General features: G+C 69.3%; 18 protein-coding genes. 9 read left to right on the forward strand and 9 right to left on the reverse strand.

Annotated elements, in window-relative coordinates:
• Positions 1 to 42: 42 nt before the first annotated feature.
• The 8 genes from Scani_RS16570 to Scani_RS16605 all read right to left on the reverse strand — a co-directional run bounded on the left by Scani_RS16570 (position 43) and on the right by Scani_RS16605 (position 9,361).
• Positions 43 to 1,014 (reverse strand): C40 family peptidase, encoded by a 972-nt coding sequence (locus Scani_RS16570; protein WP_246295923.1) that lies wholly within the window; start codon positions 1,012 to 1,014, stop codon positions 43 to 45.
• Complete coding sequence (locus Scani_RS16575) at positions 1,011 to 3,455, reverse strand: hypothetical protein (protein WP_159476368.1); 2,445 nt, start codon at positions 3,453 to 3,455, stop codon at positions 1,011 to 1,013. The genes Scani_RS16570 and Scani_RS16575 overlap by 4 nt, the downstream gene beginning before the upstream one ends.
• Entirely contained in the window at positions 3,452 to 5,992 is a 2,541-nt protein-coding gene (locus Scani_RS16580; protein ID WP_159476371.1) for an ATP-binding protein, read from the reverse strand. The genes Scani_RS16575 and Scani_RS16580 overlap by 4 nt, the downstream gene beginning before the upstream one ends.
• Positions 5,992 to 6,615: a hypothetical protein gene (locus Scani_RS16585; RefSeq protein ID WP_159476374.1), complete on the reverse strand. Its 624-nt coding sequence runs from the start codon at positions 6,613 to 6,615 to the stop codon at positions 5,992 to 5,994. The genes Scani_RS16580 and Scani_RS16585 overlap by 1 nt, the downstream gene beginning before the upstream one ends.
• Positions 6,612 to 6,929 carry a hypothetical protein gene (locus tag Scani_RS16590; RefSeq protein ID WP_159476377.1) on the reverse strand — a complete coding sequence of 106 codons (318 nt, stop codon included), beginning with the start codon at positions 6,927 to 6,929 and terminating at the stop codon, positions 6,612 to 6,614. Before Scani_RS16590 ends, Scani_RS16585 begins: the two co-directional genes overlap by 4 nt.
• Complete coding sequence (locus Scani_RS16595) at positions 6,926 to 7,963, reverse strand: conjugal transfer protein (protein ID WP_246295925.1); 1,038 nt, start codon at positions 7,961 to 7,963, stop codon at positions 6,926 to 6,928. Before Scani_RS16595 ends, Scani_RS16590 begins: the two co-directional genes overlap by 4 nt.
• 154 nt (positions 7,964 to 8,117) lie before the next feature.
• On the reverse strand, positions 8,118 to 8,399 hold the full coding sequence (locus tag Scani_RS16600) for a hypothetical protein (RefSeq protein WP_159476380.1): 282 nt from the start codon (positions 8,397 to 8,399) through the stop codon (positions 8,118 to 8,120).
• Positions 8,400 to 8,503: 104 nt separating this feature from the next.
• Positions 8,504 to 9,361 (reverse strand): hypothetical protein, encoded by an 858-nt coding sequence (locus Scani_RS16605; protein ID WP_159476383.1) that lies wholly within the window; start codon positions 9,359 to 9,361, stop codon positions 8,504 to 8,506.
• Positions 9,362 to 10,031: 670 nt separating this feature from the next.
• Between Scani_RS16605 and Scani_RS16610 the strand changes: the two genes are divergently transcribed.
• Complete coding sequence (locus Scani_RS16610) at positions 10,032 to 11,201, forward strand: hypothetical protein (RefSeq protein WP_246295927.1); 1,170 nt, start codon at positions 10,032 to 10,034, stop codon at positions 11,199 to 11,201.
• A gap of 15 nt (positions 11,202 to 11,216) precedes the next feature.
• Here the strand turns inward: Scani_RS16610 and Scani_RS16615 are convergent, their stop codons facing one another.
• Positions 11,217 to 11,870: a hypothetical protein gene (locus tag Scani_RS16615; protein WP_159476386.1), complete on the reverse strand. Its 654-nt coding sequence runs from the start codon at positions 11,868 to 11,870 to the stop codon at positions 11,217 to 11,219.
• A gap of 540 nt (positions 11,871 to 12,410) precedes the next feature.
• Here Scani_RS16615 and Scani_RS16620 point away from each other — a divergent pair.
• The 8 genes from Scani_RS16620 to Scani_RS16655 form a co-directional block, all read left to right on the forward strand.
• The gene (locus Scani_RS16620) at positions 12,411 to 12,683 is read left to right on the forward strand and encodes a hypothetical protein (protein WP_159476389.1); all 273 of its coding nucleotides are present in this window, start codon (positions 12,411 to 12,413) and stop codon (positions 12,681 to 12,683) included.
• 272 nt (positions 12,684 to 12,955) lie between these two features.
• Positions 12,956 to 13,624 carry a hypothetical protein gene (locus Scani_RS16625; protein WP_159476392.1) on the forward strand — a complete coding sequence of 223 codons (669 nt, stop codon included), beginning with the start codon at positions 12,956 to 12,958 and terminating at the stop codon, positions 13,622 to 13,624.
• A gap of 39 nt (positions 13,625 to 13,663) precedes the next feature.
• Positions 13,664 to 15,496 (forward strand): hypothetical protein, encoded by a 1,833-nt coding sequence (locus Scani_RS16630; RefSeq protein WP_159476395.1) that lies wholly within the window; start codon positions 13,664 to 13,666, stop codon positions 15,494 to 15,496.
• A gap of 956 nt (positions 15,497 to 16,452) precedes the next feature.
• Positions 16,453 to 17,058, forward strand: a complete 606-nt coding sequence (locus tag Scani_RS16635) for a hypothetical protein (protein ID WP_159476398.1) — start codon at positions 16,453 to 16,455, stop codon at positions 17,056 to 17,058.
• Positions 17,059 to 17,290: 232 nt separating this feature from the next.
• Positions 17,291 to 17,797, forward strand: coding sequence for a GNAT family N-acetyltransferase (locus Scani_RS16640; RefSeq protein ID WP_159476401.1), 507 nt, complete (start codon positions 17,291 to 17,293; stop codon positions 17,795 to 17,797).
• A gap of 305 nt (positions 17,798 to 18,102) precedes the next feature.
• A complete protein-coding gene (locus Scani_RS16645; RefSeq protein WP_159476404.1) occupies positions 18,103 to 19,188 on the forward strand; it encodes a dsDNA nuclease domain-containing protein in 1,086 nt (361 codons plus the stop codon).
• 265 nt (positions 19,189 to 19,453) lie between these two features.
• Positions 19,454 to 19,759: a hypothetical protein gene (locus tag Scani_RS16650; protein ID WP_159476407.1), complete on the forward strand. Its 306-nt coding sequence runs from the start codon at positions 19,454 to 19,456 to the stop codon at positions 19,757 to 19,759.
• Positions 19,756 to 21,369: coiled-coil domain-containing protein (locus Scani_RS16655; RefSeq protein ID WP_159476410.1), on the forward strand; the 1,614-nt coding region annotated here is incomplete at its 3' end. The genes Scani_RS16650 and Scani_RS16655, both read left to right, overlap by 4 nt.

Raw genomic sequence — 21,369 nt, forward strand, 5'->3', positions numbered from 1 at the left:
ATCGGGTCCGCGCCAGTGGCCAGGTGACTCTCGAACTGCTTCTCACGCAACGCGGCGGATGTCCCACGCGTACTGCTCCCAGTACCCGGCCAGACTGATGATCTCAACCGATTTGCCGGGTCTTGGTGCGTCGATCATGCGGTTTCCGCCGGCGTAGACCCCCACGTGTCCCCAATTGTGCTTGTCGAAGACGATGAGGTCGCCGGGCTGCATCTGTTCGCGGGGGACGGGCGTCCCGACGTGGCGTTGCTCTTGTGAGGTGCGTGGCAGTTTCACTTTGTGGCCGGTGCCTTGGTAGACCGCGTACGAGGTCAGTCCGGAGCAGTCGAAGCCGCCGCCGGACGGCCCGTTGATGGTGCCGCCGCCCCATATGTAGGGGAGGCCGAGCTGGGTGTAGGCGGCCTTGACGATCGCGTTGGAGGCAACGTCAGTGTTGGAGTCGGGCCCGCTGCGCTGCGCGGCCGCGTACGTCTTGGCCTGGTCGAGGACCTTCTTCACGTACCAGTCGGCGTGGTTGTAGGAGTAGATCGCCTTGTACACCCCGTGGCTGGTGCCGGCTTTGGCACCGTTGGCGCACAGCATTCGCGCCGCCGCATACACCGCGTCGGTGGCATCCCACGGCGTCGGCGGGTTCGCGCCGCCCGGCGGCACCGGGTACGCGTACCCCGTGAACGTGCTCGGCAAGAACTGCATCGGCCCGACCGCGCCGGCCGAGCTGCGCATGGTGGGGTGCCGGGCGTGGTCGGTCTCCACCTTCCCGATCGCCGCGAGCACGCTCCAGTCCAGCCCGCGGCAGCCGGCCGGAGCCGCCTGCCGGTAGAGGGCCAGCATCTTCGGGGGGATGTCGCCGACCTGGCCGCCCTGCATCGATATCTGCGACCCGGCCGCGCCCTGCTCCTCCTGGTGGCCGGCGGCGCCGTTGGCGACGGCGGCGATGAACAGCACCAGCACGCCGATCAGTGCGAACACTGCTGTGCCGAGGCCGACGCCGGTAGCGATGGCGGGCTTCTTCACGAACGCCTCCTGGGCCGTGTGGGCAGGGGCGGCGAGGGCTGGCGGCGCGGCGGTGCGGACGGGGTGATGGGCCGGTTGGCAGCGGCGGCGCGGGTGCGGATGCGGTGAAGGCGCTGCTGCAGGCTCGCCTGCTGGCTGGACGCCGGCGGGGTCATCGGCCGGTTCGGCACCATCTGCGGGCGACGGCTGCGCCGCGGCGCAGCGGCGGGCGCCGGGTTGGGCGTCCGGCCCGTCGCACCCCGCGTTGCTGGGCCGGTGGTTCGGCGGGCCGAGCGGCCGGCGGGGCGGGAGGGCAGCGGCGGCAGGCCGCGGCGGGCACGGGCACGGTTGCTGATCCAGCGGCCGCCGATGCCGCGCCAGTACTCGTCGGCGAAGTCCCGCACCTGCGGCTCGTACGTCTCGCGTGCGGCATCGAGGCGGTCTTTGATCTGGCTGGCCGCACCGGTGAGCTGGCCGGGCACAGCCTGAGCTGCCGTCACTGCACGGTGTGCGGCCCGGGGGCCGTACACCGGCAGCCCGGGACCGTACTTGAGGCCGAAGCGGCCCATGCGCACGCCGGTCCGGGCCCCGGCACGTACGGTCTTCTCGGCCCCGCGGGCGAGACGGCCGGCGCCCTTGGCCAGGTGTCCGAGGGTGCGGGCGCTGCCGGCCCGGCCCAGGCCGCCGCCGATGGCGCCGGCGGTGCCGCCGGTGGCGGCCATCATGCCGAGCATCAGCGCGGCCCCGCCGATCTTGCCCAGGGTGCCGCGCCGACCGCCACCACCGGTGCCGAGGTTGGACGGGGCTGCGGTGCCTCCGAGTTTGGATGCGCCGACGCGGGTCTTGAGCCGGGCGGCCATCTGCTGCGTGCCCCTGATCAGGCGCTTGCGGAAAATGAGCGCACCGACGCACAGGATGTCGACGGTGACGAAGCGGACGACGATGCCACCGGGGAGGTCCGCCGCGGGTGCGGAGACCACGGCGGTGACGGCCACGACGAACACCCCGAGCGCCACTACGAGGCCGACGAGCAGGGCCAGGCCGCGGGCGATCGCGGCGGCCCGCGACCACAGCCACGCTCGGCCGGGTCCCGGCAGGGTGCCGGCGATCAGTGCGCAGCGCAGCAGCATCGCCTCTGCCGCCAGCCAGACTTGGGCGGCCAGGTAGCTGCCGGCGAGCCCGATGATCAGCGCGCAGACCAACAGTGCTGCCAGGAACATGAAGGCGGCTCCGGCGAGCTTGTCGCCGGAAGCCTTTTTCGCTTCCTTGGCGTTGCCGCTGACGCACGCCTTCTCGAACTTGGCGTCGGGCTTGACCGGCCCGAAGGTGTCCACGCCCCACTGCGCGGCCTTGTCCTTGACGAAGTCCTCGACCTTGCCGCCGATCCCGGGCGCGAGGATGTCCCCCGCACCCGGCATGTCCTTGATCGCCTTGGTCTGCCTGGCGACCTGTTCGTTGACGAATGCGGTCGAGATGCGGGAGGACGTGAACTGGGAGGCGCACTTGTCCTTGGTGTCGTCGGTGAACGTCTGGCCGTAGGTCAGCACCATGCTCGGCTGCACCACGAAGGCATTGACGATTTCGTCGGTGATCGGCGTGGTGATGCTGAGCACCGCGTCGTGCGACCGTCCGGTGGGGTCCTCGTTGCCCATGACGATGGCGGCCACAGCGACCCCCAGGTCCCGCGCCTTGCCCACCGCACCATCGGGGCCGAGCAGCGTCTGGGGCGGCGAGGCGAGGCTGGTGACCGCGAGCGCGGAGATCAGCAGGGACGCGGTGAGCTCGCCCCAGCCGCGGGAGCGGTCACCGAAGAAAAAGTGGTAGGCCGCGACGGTGCCGCTGAAGGCGAGGCACAGGCCGGGCAAGCCGAGTTGCACCACGACGCTGTTGTAGAGGGAGTCGGAGACCGCGATGGCCGGCTTGAGGAGCAGCGAGGCCAACTTGAAGCCCAGCGCCCAGGTGAGCAGCCAGCAGGCGAACGCGATCATCCACTTGGTGCACATGAACAGCAGGCTGGTCAGCCACTCGTCGACCTTCAGGCCCCAGTCGGACCAGTCGCCGCTCTCGGAGTCCACCTTGAACGCGCTGACGGGGATGCCGTGCTCATCGGTGACATGGAAGCTGTCCAGGAGGTCGTTCTTGCCGATGCCGAGGCGGTGGAGCTTCTTGCGCAGCGACTCCTTGGCCTCCCGCTGCGCCTTCTTCGCGGCCGCCTTGCCCTGCGCGGTGTCCTCGTACGCCACGCCACCCGCTGCACCGGGCGCCGGCTTTCCGTCAGTGGTGGATTCGGGCGGGCTGGGCTGCGCACTGGTCGAGGCCGACGGCGCGGGCACCGGCGCTGCGGCCGCGTGCGCGGCCAGCCCGGTGGTGAGGATCGCCGCGGCGCACAGCACCAACACCAGCCGCCAGGCACCCCACCGCCCTGCGCACGCCGTCTGCCCGGCCAGGCGCAGCCACCTCATGCCGCGACCTGTACGGCCGGGTCGGAGTGAATGGCGGCCTCTGCCTCGGGGTCGGCCGGGACGACGATCTGCATCCCACCGATCCGGCCGTACAGGTCGCGGTGCAGGCACTCACCGGCCCGCTGCGCGCGGAGCTCGTCGTCCACGTCCACGGGGGACAGGCCGGTGGTGACCAGTTCCACCAGGTCCGCATCGCCCGGGTCGAGGTCGAGGAAGGCGAGGCCGCGCCGGGCGAGGGCGACGTCGGTCTGCCGGAACAGGAACTTGCGGGGGAACAGGCCGCGGATGACCTGCCCCGCGGCGCTTTCCTTCGGGCCGATGTCCTCGCCATCGTGGCTGCCGGCAAACACGCCGGCATCGTGCTTGCGGCCGTCGCGAACCAGTTCCAGGAGCAGGCTCATGCCCTCGGGGCTGGACGTCAGCCACCAGCATTCGTCCCACACGGCCACGCAGAACTCGTGAGGGTTGGCGAAGCACACTTCTCGGCTCAGCGCCGCGATGAGATACAGCGTCGCCCGGCCGAAGACCTTCTCGAACTCCAGCGTCGCCAGCCGGTCAGCGCTGAGCTCGTGTTCCTTGGGCAGGGCAAGGCCGGCGGTGGCGAAGACGATCGCATCGGCCCTCGAGGTGTCCACCACCGGCAGCGTGGGGTCGAAGATGGTGCGGGCGAGGTCCTTGCGCGCGACCGAGGACAGCTTGCGCGCTACCGCATTCGAGGTCGCATCGCGCTTGCCCCGGCTCTGGAGTTCGCCCACCAGCGCGGCCATGGACGGCGCCGGGCCTGCCAGGATCGCTGCGATCGCTTCCGACAGTGCGACGCCCTGGTCGCTCATCGGGGCAATGCCCAGCAGCAGCGTCAGGAAGCTTTCGGTGCGGCGCTGTGCCTGCGCGCGGTCGAGGATGGTGCGCAGCGGATCGAGGGAGACCTGGGCCTGGTCGTCGATCGTGATGACTTGGGTGGTGCCGGGGCACGCCTGCGCGAACCGGACCCACTCCTGCTGCGGTGTCCGGTCGACAATGACAGCCCGCCCGCGGCTTCCGGGCTGATCGCTCTTGCGGCCGGCGGCGAGGATCCCGTAGACGGCGGTCTTCATCGCGACGCTCTTGCCGCCGCCGAGCTCCCCGATGAACGCAGCGGACGCGGAAGCGGCCTTGCGCGGGCCCAGCGACCAGTCGGTCAGCACCGGACGGGTGCCGCCGCCGGCCAGCTGGAGCCCGTACAGCGGGCCCTTGGCGTCACCCAGGGCCGATCCACCGAAGGCGCCGGCCATGGCGAAGTCCCGCGCGAGAAGCACCTGGGCGTAGGAGGCCATGACCTTCGGTGTGCGGGCGCCCGGCAGCATCCCGTACCAGAGGTTCTCCTGTTCGCCGAGCGGGCGGGTGAAGGTGTAGTCGTTGCCGGCGAAGTGCGTTTGCAGGTCGGCGGCGCGGGCCTCGGCCTCGGCCGGGGTGGCGCCCCACACGCACAGCGCCCCCATCGCCTGCACCTCAACCTCGCTCTTCGAGCTGGTGAGGGCCGTGCGGTATTCGTCCATCCCCTCCGCGGCCTCCAGCACCCGCGAGGGAACGCCGGCCGTCTCGCCCTCGTACTCCCCGGCCTGGCCTGCCACTTCGCGTGCCTGCCGAAGGGCCTTGGCCTCGGCGGCATCCCCGGGCGTCACCTTGATCCGCATCACCCAGTCCACCGGAAAGCCGAACTCGTCCAGCGAGGCGAGGTACTCCGAGCCCGGGAAAACGAACCTTTCGGGCATCTCCGTCAGCGACAGGATCGTCTGGTAGGACTCGCCCCACTGGGTGCTCACCTGCAACCAGCGCCGTCCGAACCGGCCTCGGTGCACGTCGGCATCGTCGCCACCCTCGGCGGTCGGAAGGGCGCCCTCTGCCAGAACCACTTGCCCCAGTGCCGCTGCGCCGCGGCCGCGCCTGCGGCCGGTGTACTGCTCCGGCTCGGGCAGCAGGGGCTCCAGCACCCCGCGGCGAGCACTGTGCCCGTAGATCCACAGAATCTCGGCCTCGGTCGCAGGACGCAGCGCCACCGTCGAGGGCCAGGCCGCCGCGAGTTCCTGCGCCTGCCGCAGCCGCCGCACTTCCTCACGGGCGCCGACCGGCGCGGGCAACAGGCCCAGTTGCAGGGCCATCTCCGCGCGGGCCGCATCGATCGCCATGCCAGCCGCCTGCCGCTTGGTGCCGGCGGGCAGCGGGACGGCCAGCCAGTCCGTCCGGCTGGTCAGCTCCAGGCGCTCCAACTGGTCCCACACCCGCGTCGCCAGCTGCGCGTAACGCTCGCAGGCGGCCAGGTCGACACCATCGGTCATGCGCCGCACGACCTCGGCCGGGTCGACCTGCGGGCACAGCGACAGCAGCATCGCCTCGCCGCGCAACTGCTTGACCAGCGACTCCAGAGCACGCAGCCGGCGTTCTTTGACGGTGCGGGAGGACTGCGCGTGGCCGCTGCCCTCCACCCGCCACAGCGCCCAGCAGGTGCCGTGACGGGTCCAGATGACTTGGCCGGCGATGTGCCGTACGGGAATGCGCATTACTGCCCCTGCTCGTTTGTGTTCGTGGTGCTCGCGGCCCGTGCCGCGAGCAGCGCGCCGACGCCGGACGCCACCCGCACCACCGGGACTTCGGCCGCGGGCCGATCGGCGGCCGGCCTGTTCTCCGGGACGGCCGGTGCGGGAATCGGGCGTCCCGGCTTGTCGAGCGAAGGACCCGGCTCTCGGGGTGCGGCCGCGCGGCCGGGTTCGTTCGTCGGCTGCCAGGTGAGGGTGCAGACGCCCACCAGCGCGCCCCTTGGGCGCTGGCGTACGGGGCGGCCGTCCATCCGGCCCGCGCTGCCGCTCGCTGCCAGGCCCAGCGCACTGGCGGCAACGGACAGAGGATTGCGGCCATCGACGTGGATCCGGCCCACGACCAGGGCCAGGGCGTAGGGCACCCCGACCAGCGGCAGGACGTCGACCAGGCCGTGGTGCGCCCACAGCGCGCGGGTGAGGAAGGCCGCGGCGAAGGTCGCCGCGGCGACGGTGATCTGCGGGACCGTGTAGGGGCCGCCCCAGATGCGGCCGCCGCCGGGCCAGTGCCCCACCACCAGGGTGTGTTTGCGTGCCTTGGTGAAGCACCGTCCGATCAGCGGCTCCGGCGAAGCAGCGGTGGTGCTCATCGCCGGCCGCCGTTCAACGGGTCGAGGTGGTCGACAACGCGGACTGCGGCCGGTGCCGCTGTGCCACCGGGGTTCTTGATGTCCTCGCCGATCTTGTCCCTCAATACCGTCATGTTGACGACGATGGCCATGACCACCGCCCCGCCGATCGCCGCAACAGCGGCCTTCATCACGCTCTTGGTCTGGTGCCACACCGAAGCGACCGAGAGGACATACATCAGCCCCAGCACGCCCACCAGAGCCGCGGTTTTGAGCTGGGAGGTGAGGCTGTTGAAGTCGGAGATGGCACCTGCCATCTGCATGAGCCCGTTCATGAGCCGTGCCTTTCCTGAGAATCTGAAGAGTTGGGGGACGTCGCCAGAGCGGGCGCCGCTTCGAGCGCGGCGACCTCCCACCGGCCGTCCCGGGCGCGCAGCTCGATCGCGTACGTCATCGGCCGACCACTCGTGTGCTTGCCGTCGCCTTCGACGTCGACCAGGAGCCGGCGCTGGACACCGTCGGGCGGCGTCTGCGTCTCGGCGCCCTCGGCCGGGCCCTGGCCGTGGTCGGCGATCTGCGTCACCGTCACCGCCGTGTACGGCGCCGGCCGCACCGCGTGCAGCGTGGTGCCGGGGGAGAGGTAGCGGTCCAGCTCACCCGCGCCCGTCAGGTACGCCGCCAGGAAGCCGCGGACCGTCTGCACCGCCGGATCCGAATCCAGCGGCGCGTGCCCTGCGCCGTACGAGAGCTCAGGAGCTGCGCCCTTGGAACCGGTCGGGGCCGCGACCTCGGCGGGCAGTGCCGCGGCTGTCCAGCCCGAGGCCCCGCGGCCGCCGGTGGCCCCCACCGGCACCTGGAAGTACCGGACGCTGCCGCTCTTGGTGCCCTTCGACGAACCGGTGATCCGCGCGGCCACCGTCACCGACCAGTAGCCGGCCGAGACCTGCCGCACCTGCACCGCCGACGCCGACTCCACACGCTCCGCCCCGTCCTCGCCCGCCCACGACATCGAGCGGGCCGCCGGGTAGTACGCGGCGAGCTCTTCGGCATCGGCGTCACCGTCGCCGGCCTTCACATAGGCGGCGACGTACAGCTCGGCGAAGCCGGCCGGTGCCACCGCATCCGATGTCGCCGGCTGCGCCCGCGGTGCCTTGGCCCGCGTGGGCACGGCCACCGGCGTCGTCGCGGAGGCCAGGGCCCAGCCGCCGAGCAGCGGTCCCGTCAGCAGCAGGCCCCAGGCGCTCCACCGCACCACGGCCGTCCAGTTCGCCATCGCGCCCGTCGACATCGACGTGGTGGCCCACCCGGTGTCCGGCACCGCAGGCTCCTCCACCGGCGGGGTCTGCTCTTCCTTGCGGCGCCACTTCATGACTGCGGCCCCTTCCGGAGCAGATGCCCCCATGTACCCGTCGGGTCCACAGCCCAGATGCGCCGGCCGTCGCGGCGAGCAGCCGCTGCCTGGTCCTTGAGTGCCGCCTTCAGGGCCTGGCTCTTGCCGTGGCCCGCAGGGCCGAACATGGCCGTCACGCCGTCACCTCGCGCTGCACGGTCTTGGACTGGGTCAACTCGGCGATCCGCTCGCGCAGCCGCGCCGGCGGAAGCGCCAGCACCTGCGTCACGAGCACCTGCGCCTCATCCGCGTCCTGCTCCACGTACGACCGCAGCTGCTCGTGGGTGTCGGTCGAGAACGGCTCCGTCACCAACGCGACCGCCAGCTGCGTCGCCCGTCGGCGAATCGCCACCAGCCGCAACTCCTCCGCCTTCAGTTCCACCGCTTCTCCCTCATGTCCCAGCCCCTCGTTCACGACGGCTCCCTCCGTTGGTCGGTGCGCGGAATCCCCCCGCATACAGAGAAGGGAGCTCGATCGGCCCTGATGTGACACAGCGACCGAAAAACTTTTGACGGCCTTCACGCCGCCTCGACCCACTGCGGCGCCGCCTGCCGAAGTCGCGCCACCGCCCGGCTCCGCCGACGGCGCAGCGCCACCGGGCTCACCCCCCACGCCGATGCCGCTGCGGCATCCTGCGGCGCGCCCTCGCGGTAGTGGTCGCAGATCCCGGACGCCGCCTCCGTCGTGAGCACTTCGCACTCCAGCGCCCACACCAGGAGCGCGACCATTTCGCCGCGGGCCCCTTCCAGCTCCTCCACCGCACTGGCCGCTGGCTGAAGGCCGGCCTCCTCGGCGGCCCGCGCCAGCAGAACCGGCTCGACAGCGTCCTCGGGCTCGACACCCCCCGGCAGCGCCGCCGCCCACGTCTCATCCAGCTGCTCGGAGGGCGCCAGCTCCCGCTTGAGCTCCCGCGAAACCCGGTGCCACAAGTCCAGCCGCAGACCTGCCGCGACCTTCCGCGGCCGCCGCGCAATCGGGAAGGTGCGCACCACCTCCCACAGGGAGGCGATCACCACCTGCGCCACGTCCTCGATGTCTTCGCCGCTGCGCACACAGCCGCGGATCATGCGGCAGGCGTGCGGGAGCATCGCCTGGACCAGCACGCGGGCGGCCAGTTCTGCATCCCGCCTGTCGCCGGCGCTCACCCGGTGCAGCAGGACACCCATCCAGGCGTCGATGAAGCCCGGTTCGCCACGCTCAGCACGCTTTCGTAGGAGAGCGCACAGCTCACCCAGATCGGCGGGGGCTTGCTGGGCGTCCAGCACTCCGGCGCCGAGCATCCAGGAACGCACGCGGTCTGCGCTGCCGCGGTCGGCGCACAGCCACTCCCACTCGGTGTTCAGACGTGTGACCAACGTCGGCTGTACGGCATCCACGGCAGGCTCCTTTCGGATCGACTGCCGTGAACTCTGCTCAGCACCCCTTACCAAACTGCTTGCCCCAGATCGGCAAAGTTGCAGGTCAATTGGGGTATCCAGTGGGGTATCCGCACCGCCGGGCGCGGGTATCCCCCTGCGGGGACCTTCCGGGGGGTGGCCGGTGGCCCCTTCAACCAGCGCTGCGGCCGGCCCATGAACGGAGATGTCAGTGCTCTGGGGGCCCGAGGCATCAGCGGTCGGCGCAGCACCACGACTTCGGTCAACCGGGGTGGTGCTCCCGGCATGGTCCTGCTGTTGGCGGTCGAAAGGGATCATCTGGCCAAGCTGGAGCGGAGTGCCTGTGGACAGAGGACGTCCACGGGCACGGGCACAGCCGTACCGGCCACCTTGTAACAACGCAGCGCAGTTGGCAGATCAACACGCTTGTTGGCAAACGACGCCGACGTTACTCCTTCGTTACTCTGCGAAGCGGCCTCGATCACCCTGATCGGCGTCGACTGCACCGTCCGGGACGCCGTCCGCGAGGTCCCGACCTGCTCACGTAGGTGACGTGAGCGGCCCGCCGCATGTCACCGCCCTGTTCGCCAGTTGTGCGCAGCTCCCCCTTGTCAGTGACACCAGCGACAATTCCTTCTGACAGCGCTGCACGGCAGGGGGATGCGCGAACATGCAGACAGATGACTTCTTCCGCGGCAGGCCCGATGAGCACGTGGACTGGCCTGACCACAGGCCAGGTGAATGGGTGTGCCAGCTGTGGGAGTTGGATGTCGAGCTGATGGAATCCCTGCGGTTCGGTCCCCTGTCCGCCCACCCGGACCTGGACGTAGCCGTGGCCCTGACCCGGTTGCTGCACGAGGACTTCGTCGCCAGGGGCACGCGCCACGACGAACGCATGAACGACGAGGAAGTCGTCCTCGCCGTCAAAGCGCACCGGGCGGTCCTCGAGCGCTTGGGCCTTGAGCCGCCGCAGCTGCCGTTCCGCCATCACAGCGGCTTCTACGACTACTGGCGCAAGAACGACATGTCCGGGGGCGGCGGCTGGCAGGCGCGCCGCGAGTGCATCGAAGAGCTGCTGGGGCCGACCAGGCAGGCCCTAGAGAACCAGCAGGAGGCCGAGTACGAGCAGCGGTTCAAGAACGACCCCCGTGGCACCTTCAAGAACCTCATCTTCGCGGCCGTCGGCCCGAAGCCGCAGATCGTGCTGCGGGACGCGGTGAGCAACGAGGTGGAGATCGTACGGAACGCTGAGAACTGCCTCGTGTATAAGGACCCGGTGCCGGTACAGGGCCTGACCTGGCGGCAGATGGTCACCTGGTGGCAGGCGCACCACATGCCGGACGCCGCGGAGCCGGAGGCCGCCGATGCCCTGTACCGGAGGCTGTACCGCTCACTGGATTCTCTGCCGGAGCAGACGGTCCTGCGCACGTACTGCACCCGCTACGCCGAACCCGACGGGTTCGACCTGCCCGCCCTCATCCCGCAGGTCTACCTGCACTACGACCCCTACACCCGCAAGAGCGGCGGACACAGCGGTGCTCTGCACCGTGAGCGCATGGACTTCCTGCTGCTGGCTCCCGACCGCTGCCGCATCGTGATCGAGGTCGACGGCGCCCACCACTACGGCACCAAGAACCTCACCGGCGTGGACGGCCGCACCACTTACACCGCCTCGCCCAGGCTGTACTCAGAGATGGTCGCCGAGGACCGCCGTCTGCGGCTGGCCGGCTATGAGATCTACCGCTTCGGTGGCTGGGAACTCACCCGGCTCGACAGCCCCCAGCTCATCTCCGACTTCTTCGCCGAGCTCCTCACCCGCCACAAGAAGCCGACACCGTAGCGACGGCACAGCGCTTCAGTAGCCGGCCGTGTCCATGGCCTCTATGTACTCGATCTGCCAGTTCTCGTACTCACCGAGATGAGCCGAGTAGCCGCCCCACAGCAGGTGCGCGAGCTTGTGCAGCTCGTTCACCTGCTCGTAGAAGTTGACGTTCTGCTGCACGGGCCGGGCGGGGGCCCTGCCGGCGCCGTGGCCGACCACGGCGTACCGGTAGGTCTCCCCTGACGCATCCTCGCTGTCCAGCCAGTTGAGCTGACTCCAGGACTCCGGATCGATGCGCTGTTCCACCTTGGGCAGGTCCAGCAGGGCCAGGTACCGGTTGAGACAGTCCGCCAGCCTCCTGATGTTGTGCGTGCGCAGGCGCTTGTCCAACTGGTCGGAGCTGAGGTCTTCCTCTCCTGCATAGCCCTCGCGCAGCACGCACTGGGCGGCCTTGCGGATCAACCACTTCAGCGACAGTTCGATGCTGTGCCGGTAGTTGTAGAGGATCGGGAGGGGCATCCGGTCGTCCGGGCCGTGGGCGATCCAGTGTCGGGCAGCGGTCTCGGCCACTCTCAGATAGCCGCCCGCGAGGGCCAGATCGTCCTCGCTGGCACCGCCCCAGACGGCAATCTCGGCATTCGCCCAGCGGGGTCGGGGCAGGCTCAACCGGTCTTCTGTTTCCTCCATCCCGTCAGGATGGCAACCGGCCGCCTTGTCCACTACGGCTTTTGGCAACTGCCTGCCGTCACAGTGTTCCCGGGCGCCGAGGTCGGCAACGTCATCTCCGGGGAGATGCCGAAAATCCTCAGCATCAACGCGGTCCGCGAGTCGGGCGCCTGCCGATCACATTGGGGCAGGCCAATCTGCCTGCGGTCCGCCGGACTGGCCGCTCCGAGCGGTGCTGGATTGGTACCACCGTGGGTACCACCGTGGGTTCCACGGTGCGTTCCACCGTGGGTACCACCGTGGGTACCACCGTGCGTACCAGGTCGAATTGGCGCCCAGGCGCATTCATGCAGGTCAGGGCATGGGGGTATGCGCCCTGCGCCGCTGACACCTCTTCCTCAGGAGGAGGAAGAGGCTCTTTTCTCTTCGTTTGGGACCGCGCGGCGCGGTGCGTGGTCCAGCGGATCGCGCCGGCTTCTGGTGCTTCGCACGCGAAATCGAGCGGCATATCCCACGCTGACGTATTCACCGTCGTGGTATGTGGCATGTATCATCTCGCGCATGGCGAAGACACCGAAGCGACAGCCGAACCCTCAGGCGCTGAGTGAAGCGGACCTGAAGGACAGCAGCGTGAAGGCGTTCCTGGAAGCCCAGGAGAAGGTCAGGGCGGCCGAGCGGGCGCTGAGGGAGGCGGAGGCGGAGCGGGATGCTGCGGCTCTCGCCACCAAGGAAGCCAAGGTCGAGCGCGGGCTCCCGCAGCGCCTGGCTGACCTGTACGGCGTCACCCGGCACGCGATTGAGGACATGCGCCGCCGCGCCGCGCCCACGACGTAACGACATCTCGAACAGCATCAGACCCTCGGGGGATACCCCGGGGGTCTTCTTGTTGTGCGCGCCCTCATCGCCTCCGAGCGCATGGGCGCCCGTCACTCCCGGGGCGGCGGCGTCCCGTCACTTCGCCTCACTGCTGCTTGCGGTTGCTGCCGACGCGCGGCGTGAATGTTACCCACATCACGTATATGACGCATACCATTTCCTTGTTTTGGTATGTGGCACATACTAGAGTGGTGGCATCACCACATGGACGGCACGAAAGGCGGTCAGCAATGAGCTTCGACGAGATTCAGGGCGAACTTCGGGCGATCCGCCTGGAGATGTCGCCGGCTCGTCCCGCTCAGGCGCCCACCTGCCACCTGCCCGAGATGGACTGGGAGGAGCTGGCACACGCGCTGCGTGCGCTGCGCTCCGACCTGGTCGGGGAAGACCTGGAGGACAGCGCCGACGACCTGTTCGGCGACCAGTTCCTGGCCGACGACGCCGCGGACGTCGACATGTGGGCAGGCTGCGATGCCCTCCCGCTGGAGAGCGACGCTGACGCCGCGGTGCGCGCAGACGGCGAGCGCATCCTGCGCATCGCGCTGTGGGAGCAGGAGCGGGAGCAGGAGCAGGAGTCGGCCCGCGCCGCCTACTCCCTGACCGAGTCGCGCGAGACCTACCGCGCGCACTGCGAGCAGCAGTGGAAGCGCGCGGAGGACTGGTGCCGCGGAAACCTGCTGAACCGCAAGGCCACCGCGAAGGGCATCAACCCGCGCGCCCTGTTCAGCGGCCCGGCCACGATCGCCTACGCACGAGCCTCGGAAGACCTGACCCGCTTCTGGGCGGACGTCGAACCGCGGATCACGTTCGCGCAGTGGGACGAGATGCAGCGCGGCACCCGCACCGAGGCCGCCAACCGGGCACGGCAGACGGCGCACAACCACCTGATCGCCGCCTGATCACCCACCACCCGACACCACCACGAGAAGGGGACTGCCATGCACTACGCCACCACCAAGAGCACCACGACGGAATTGCACCGCCAGGACGCGGGCAAGGTCGACGGCTACTGCGGGAAGTTCGCACCGAACCCGGTGGACCCGGAGGCCGCGTCCAGGGGACTGGCCGCCCGGACCTTGCGCACCTGCCGGAAGTGCGACGAGATCGCGGAGGACCGCCGCCGCGCCGAGCTGTCCCTGGCAGACGGGCTGTTCGTGACTGAGGTGGCCGCCTCCTCGGTCCCGGCCGCAACCGAGGAATCGCTGTTCGGCGCGGAGGAACTGGCGGACCTGTACGTGGCCCCGAAGTGCCGTCGCCAGCCGCGCCCCTCGGCCCCGGCGGAGGACGGCGGACTGTTCGGCGACGCGGAACTGGCGGCGGCGCAGAGCGGCGCAGAGCGGGCAGACGTCGGCGACGCGCCGGCGTTGCCGACGGGCGCGGACACGCGGGACCGGACGGCGGATGCCGAGGCCCTCGCGGACGTAGAGGCCGAAGCGGAGAGCCGTGCGAGGGTGCAGGCACAGATGGACCGTGAGGACGCACAGACGATCGTGCCGACGCTGGGGTGGTCGGACCAGATCCATGCGGGTATGCGGGCCGCAGCGGCGGGCCGGCTGGTGCTCGGTGCCGACGGTGAGCCACGGATCGTGGGCGCCAATGGCGGGGGGCGGGGGCACAAGACGCGCGCAGACCGCCTGCTGATGCTGGTCAGGGCCGGGATGCTGAACCGCGCCCGCCGCGGGCACCCATTGACGCCTACGGCCGATGGTGCACGTGCGCTGCACCTCGCGAACCTGTACCCGGATGACGTGCATGCCACCGACCGGGAGGCGTACGCGGCCCGTCTGCGGGCAGCCCGGAGGCCCGGGGTGACCGGTGAGGAGGCCAAGAGCGCTGCCCGCATGCTGCCGCCGCTCCCTCATGGCGTGGAGGCGGAGCGGCGCGTGAAGGCCAGGTTCGCGGACATGCGCCGCTCCGTGGAGCGGGTCGCGGAGATCCGTCGCAGCATCGATGAACGTGCGGAGCAGGCGCGGCGGCAGGAGGCGGAACGAAAGCGGGCCCGGAGCGCCTCGAAGGCTCCGGCCGATGAGGGCGGCCGCCTCCGGCATGTGTTCTGCGGACCGGATCCGCGGATCGTCGCGCGGTGGGAGGCGGAACGCGCCGAGGCACCACGCCCCAGGACGCGACGGGATTCCTCAGCCGACCCGGAGCCCGCGCTGGACGCCAGCGGCCAGCGCCTCGATCGCGTCCCGGCGGGTGCTCAGCCGCATCCTGGCGCCGCGCACGATGCCCTGGCCGTGGTGCACGGCGACCGCCTGCTGCTCCACGCCGATGCCCTCCTGCAGCGTTCACTTCGGCAGATCGGGAGTAGCGCGAAGCCTCACCCCGGTTGCACAAATCCCCGCTCGATCGGCCATCCACGCACCGAGACGTCAGCCACCCGCGCGAGGCCGTCGCACGAAGTTGATCACGGACTTCGGGGCCGAGGGCCGATGGCCGATGAGGAGCGCACGGGCGGTGGCCGAGTACGTGTCGCATCAGCCCTGGCCGGTCCACTACATGGCCGATGGCCGATGTGCCGGCGTTGGCCATGCGCCATGGCCGACGCCGGCCGGCCCGTCACGGCGGCGCGGTGCGCAGCGCCCGGCGGTGTGGCCGATGCGCTGCGGCGCTGCGCTGACCGCAGCCGACGCGCAGCAAATACCCCCTACTCACCTGCGGGTATCCGGGGCGGGGTAAGCAATCGGGTATCCGCTGCGCGGCATGGCGCCTGGGGTATCCGGGACGCAGATGCGACGACGCCCCGGCCTCAGCGGCAGGTCGTCCGGTGACTCACCGCCTGATCAAGCGCCCGGAGCAGCGGTACCAGTGCTCTCGGTGCCGGGCCGCCTTCCTGACGACGGAGGGCGGCCGGGCTTCCCGGTTCGAGTGCCCTGGTGTTCCGCTGACTCATGGCATCGAAGGGCGGCGCGAGCACGTCATCTACCCCACGTGGTCGAAGGACCGGAGCTGTGCGGCGTGGGGGTGCCCGGACCCCGATCCCGCGCATCAGTGGCACGGACCGGATCCGTTCTGCGATGAGCTGTCGTGCGGGCGGTGCATGCACACGTGCGACTGCGACGTGTGCGAAGGCCGGGTGTGGGCACCGGGGTTGTTCCGGTTGGTCGACAGCCGGGAAGTGTGAAGCGCGAGGGGTGGCCGGAGTGCCGCACCGGCCACGGCTGCCCTGATGCGGATGGCCGATGACCGATATACCGGCGTCGGCCATCGGCCATGGCCGATGGCCAGTGAGCCGCAGCGGTGCCAAGGGTGGCCGGTGGCCGGGCGGGGGTACTGATGGCCGATGGCCGAGGTGGCCGATCGGCCACAGCACGGCGGCGGCCTGGCGCTGGTGGCCAACCGGCTGCCTCGGGCGATCCCCCGGGAACTCGCTGCTCCGCACGGTGAGGGCAGCCGCTTACCCGGGCAGGTGTGACCACTTATCCCACTGGCGGCGAGCGCCTACCCCCCTGCTTACCCTCAATCTGGCCGGGCCGGGCCGGCCCTGCACGCCGCGCCGGCGGCGCCGGACACCGGCGGCCGATCCGGGTGGCCGACGGCACCACGGTCGGCTCACCGGGGGCGGTCGCCGGTCAGCTCCAAGCTCGTCGGCGGGTCCGCCGGCGTGACCGGGGGCAGCGTGCCCATTTGGGGATTTCGATGGTGGCGCCTGCCGGGGCGCGGCATTGTCGTCTTCGGTGCCTGGTCGAGGGCGCCGTGGGCGTGGACAGAGGGGCTGGAGGGTGCCATGGGTGAGCGGGAGACGTGGACGACGGAGGAGTTCGGCTCTTCCCACGAGGGCGCGGTCGGTGTGCTGCTGGCCGACGGAACCGTCCCGGCCTCCGTCTTCTTCGATACGGGATCTGGTGCGGGTGGCCAGTCGGTGTCGCAGTGGAGCGTCTACGACGGCGGCCTCGCCCACGGGCCGCGGGCGGCGGCACTGCGCGCGGTGTGTTCCTGCGGATGGAACGGCCCAGAGCACAAGCTGGACTGGAACGAGATCGGCGAGCGGAAGCTGACCGAGGCGGCGGCCGTCACGGCTGATGCCTGCATGGAGGACTGGGACACGCACACCGCCGAGGTGGAGCAGTCGGCCATTCCCCTGCCGGAGACAGTCACCGCCTTGCTGGCCCAGCTGCACGAGGAGATCGAGAAGCTGGCGAAGACCTCACCGCTGGCGGCCGTACGGGCAGCCCGCCGACTGGAGGTGACCGCGGGACAGGTCGGGTACTGGCCAGCCCACGATGCCCGACAGGACACCACAGCCGAACAGGCCGCCGCCGCCCTCGGGCTGAACGAGACCGCGGCCCGGAAGCTGATGGCCCACTTCGGCCGCTGGAGCCCCTACCGCTGAACGACCACCATCCGGAGCCTGGCGCCTCCCTGCTCTGGTGCTGGACCAGCCACCACCCCATTCCCTACGACGACCGCCTCGACCGGCTGGAGAAGCTGGCCGTCATCGCCAAGGGCACCACAACCGCGCTGCACGATGTCCGGCCATGGCCGTTCCCGAGTTCGAGGACGTCGTCCCGTGTGCCTGGCCCCGACCCCACCGACCGGCCCACCGCGAAGGAGCTGACCGCCGCATGGTGACCCTGTGCGCCCTGACCCCCGACGACGCACCAGCCCTCGCCCGCATCTACAGCGGCGCCTCAATCCGGCATACCACCGGCAAGCCCCTCACCCTCGACCAGGCCCACGAGAAGATCCGCACGGCCCTCGCCCGAGCCGTCGAGAACCCCCGCGCGCAGTGGAGCTGGGGCATCATCGCCACCGACGAGATGATCGGCCTGATCGCCCTGCGGCGACGCTCCCCGACCATGGGCACCCTCAGCTACATCCTCCGCGAGGACACCTGGGGCAACGGCTACGCCACCGAAGCCGCCCAGCACGTCGTCGCCTTCGCTTCCACCACCGGCGGCCTGGAGCGCCTGGAGGCCATGCACCACCCCGACAATCCGGCCTCCGGCCGCGTCCTTATCAAGACCGGTTTCACCCGCACCGGCACCTGCGACCGGTGCACCGACGACGGAACCACCGCGGCATACCAGGTGTACACATTGCCGTTGCCCTGGGCCCCGCTGCGTCGTTGAGGGGGTGTTCACGTCCCCCGCGCGAACGCAGTGTGGCCCGGCCGGTTTGCCAGGCCGGGCGAGCGCCGTGTGCTGCGTCCAAAATTGGAACGCCTGGTTCGTGCCTTCTGCGCCGCTCGTCGGTAACGACCGTCAAGGGCGGTGAGACGGGCAACTTTGTCGCTGATCGTCATACGTATTGCCACACTCTGTTACTCAGTGGTGTACTTGGCCGCCTTGGATGATCTAGGGGGTGTGGGTGCGAGCCACAGGGGCGTCAGTCAATTCTGTGTCGCCTTACGGGCGCCTGACGCATCGGGGCGCCGATGTCTGCAGCGCCGGCTGACGGCGGACGCCGAAGTCGGCGCGGCTTCGCCTACCAAGACGCGGTGACGCTTCTGGACTGCCTCGACATGCATGAGGGCATGTGGACTCAGGTCTCTTGGGAGGACCTGGAAGACATCGTCTGTAGGAACGGTGACGCGCCCGCATACCGCCAGGTGAAGACCATCGAGGAAGCCGGCAAGCGGCACAGTGTCGCCAACGTGTGCGCACCGGACATTCCGAAGAAGCCAGAGACGAGCTACTTGGCAAAGCTGTTCCTCGGGAAACCCCTTCCAGCCGAGACTCGGTTCACCTTCATCGTCAACGAGAGCCCGCACCTCGACTTCCATGCGTTTGTCGTCGATCGCGGACAGCAGCGGAGTCCTGTCCCGTTGAAGATCCGTGATGACATCATTGTTCGACTCAAAGGCGTGGATCTTCCCGAAGGCCGCGACATCGGCTGGTGCGTCGACCGTCTTGAGGTCCTTGTTGAGGGCCGCACGATCGAGCAGGTTGAGGACAGGGCTCTACGTCGGCTCGGACCGATCGTGACGAAGATTCTGGGGCAGCCGCCCTTGACCACTGACATCGAAGACGTCCTGGTCTGGCTCGGAGCTCGCATCGCACGCGACGCCCTTACTCCAGTGCCACGCAAAGTGGGCCCCAGCGACTTCCAAGACATGCTCTACGAAGCGATCACACGGGCCACCGGACGAAGGCCGGACGGAACCACTGCGCCTCTCACGAAACTCACTGACAAGCTCGCGGTCGCCGGAGTCCCGGCAGACGAGGCGGCAGGACATTTGGACAACGCGCTGAAGTACCGTCGTGCCTGGCGTGCCAGCCTCGGTCCAGCCCGCGAGGCGATGGACGCCTTCGCCGATGAAGTCCACGCCATTTGCTCACGCGTCATGGCCGAACGACGCGCCGGACGCATCCCCGCCGGCTCAGAGGCATACTTCGAGACCTTGACCCGCGTGGAAGGCATCCCCGCGGTGAGTAGTGGCACCGTGTCCCTCGCTCGAGCTCACGCCGTACTTGCGGACATCACCGCGCGCTGTCAGAACCGGTACGCCGATGCTTCATAGCATTGGCGCGAGCGCCGTCCCGCCGCCCCACCGTCCATGGGACCCTGACGACTCGCCAGACTTTCACGCCTCTCGGCTACTGCTCCTGGTTGCCGAGTGCGGCAGCGCCCCCGGTCCTCATATCGCCGGCCGCACCAAGCTCGCGAAACTCGACTTCTTCCTGCGCTACCCGGCTTTCCTCGAGCGCGCACACACGGAACTCGCCGACACCCTGAGTGGACAGGGCGCTTTTCGCGCGTCGATGCCCGAGGAAGTAGAGGCCCCGATGATCCGGTACCGATTCGGTCCCTGGGATCCCCGCTACCGCCAGTTTCTGGCCTTCCTCATGGCCCGCGGTCTCATCACCATCACCACCAGCCACAGACCAGAGCGCGTCCGCTTGACCTCGGGCGGAAAGCGAGCGGCCGCAGCGCTGGCGGACATGGACGAGTTCCACCCCATCGTCACTCGATGCCGTGCGATGAGGGACAACCTGGCGCAGTGGTCCGGGACCGACCTGAAGAACCTTGTCTACCAACTATTCCCCGAGGAAGTAGCGGACCTCGCCTACCACCAGGAGATCAGGCCATGACGACGCACCTGACACCCTTCCGCAAAGGGCTGCGAGTCGAGTCGGTCACGCTGGTGCACAGGTCGGGCGAGATGGATACGTACGCGTTCAACACCGCTGGCCTCAGCGTTCTGTCTGGCGTCAGGAACAGCTCGAAGACCACCACGCTCAAGGCCATCGACTACTGTCTCGGCAACCGGGACAGCCCGACCGAGGCCCTGAAGGCGGCCGTCGCCGACGAGTACGTAGAGGTCAGCACCGAACTGACCTTGGACGGCACTCCAACGGAAATCCGGCGCAGCCTCCAGTACGGGCGCCAGAACAAGGTCGTACTGGACGGCGACGAATTCCCTGTCGGCGAGTTCTCCGACCGCATCCTGCACAAGCTTGGCTGGCCGATCCTTAGTATTCCCAAAGGCATCCAGGCCACCACCGCCACTGAGCTCACACCCCTGACGTTCCGCAGCGTGCTGCGCCACATCTACCGCAACGAGGACTCGTGGACTCAGTTCGCTGACAAGGAACAAGAGTTCCTGAGACGAGCCGTCATCAGCTATCTCTTGGGTTTCGCCCCGACCAGGTACAGCAACCACGACTTCGAGCTTGCGGCAGCACAACGCCGACTCGCACAGGCGCAGGCGGCCGAACGAGAGGTGCATGACAGCACAGACCGAGCCGTCGCAGCCGTCTGCGAGAACCTGCATCTGCCGACTCCCAGGAGCGAACAGCAGGTCAACTCCATCAAAATCGACTTGCGGGTCGAGCTCGACGCGGTTGTCAGGCAACGTTCCCAGCTGACCAGCGAAGTGGAGCAGCTTGTTGCCGGACGACGCCAAGAAGGCGATGCCGGGGCAGTGAGCCATGGCTACGACGCCAACCTGTCGCAGCAGTACGAGCAGGCGACCCAGAACCTCACGAGCACCGCCGAGACCGTCGCCGGCCTCGAGCAGGTCCTGACTGCCCACATGCAGTCTCGCAACACGGTCCGGGCAGAGATCGCCCGTATGGAACGCCTTCTAGCCTCCGTCGACATCTTCGACAGCCTGCCAGTGCGCCTGTGTCCTGCCTGCGAGCAGAAGATCGACATCCATCGCGAACACCCCGAAGGTACCTGCTACGTATGCACCCAGCCGGTGACAGAGGACCAGCGCAGACGACGCGGAGAACTCGAGAAGCGATCCCTGGCCGCAGAGGCCGACGACCTCCAGGAAGTCATCGCCCGAACCAGCCGCGACCTCGACCAAGCAAAGGCCGACCACCGGCACGCCCAGAGCACCCATCAAGATATCGCCAGGCAGCTGAACGTCGACCGGGCCGCCCGCCTCGCACCGTTCATGGCCAGACTCGAAGAGATGGCCGCCCAAACCACCGTCCTAGAACAAAAACTCATGGCACTGCCTGCCATCGAACAGATGCTCACCCGCAAGACTGCCGCCACGCAGACGAGCCAGGCGGCCCAAGACAGACTGAACCAACTGAAGCAGCAACTCGATGAAACCCCCACCACAGGGAGAACGCCCATCGACCGCTGCGCCCTGTTCGCTGACCGGATGAACGAATTTCTCAACCGCCACCGCGATGATGTCTGGGTGGGAGGGAACGTGGCGATCAGCGTGGACGACCTGACCTTC

Source organism: Streptomyces caniferus (genome assembly GCF_009811555.1).
GTDB classification, from domain to species: Bacteria; Actinomycetota; Actinomycetes; order Streptomycetales; family Streptomycetaceae; genus Streptomyces; species Streptomyces caniferus.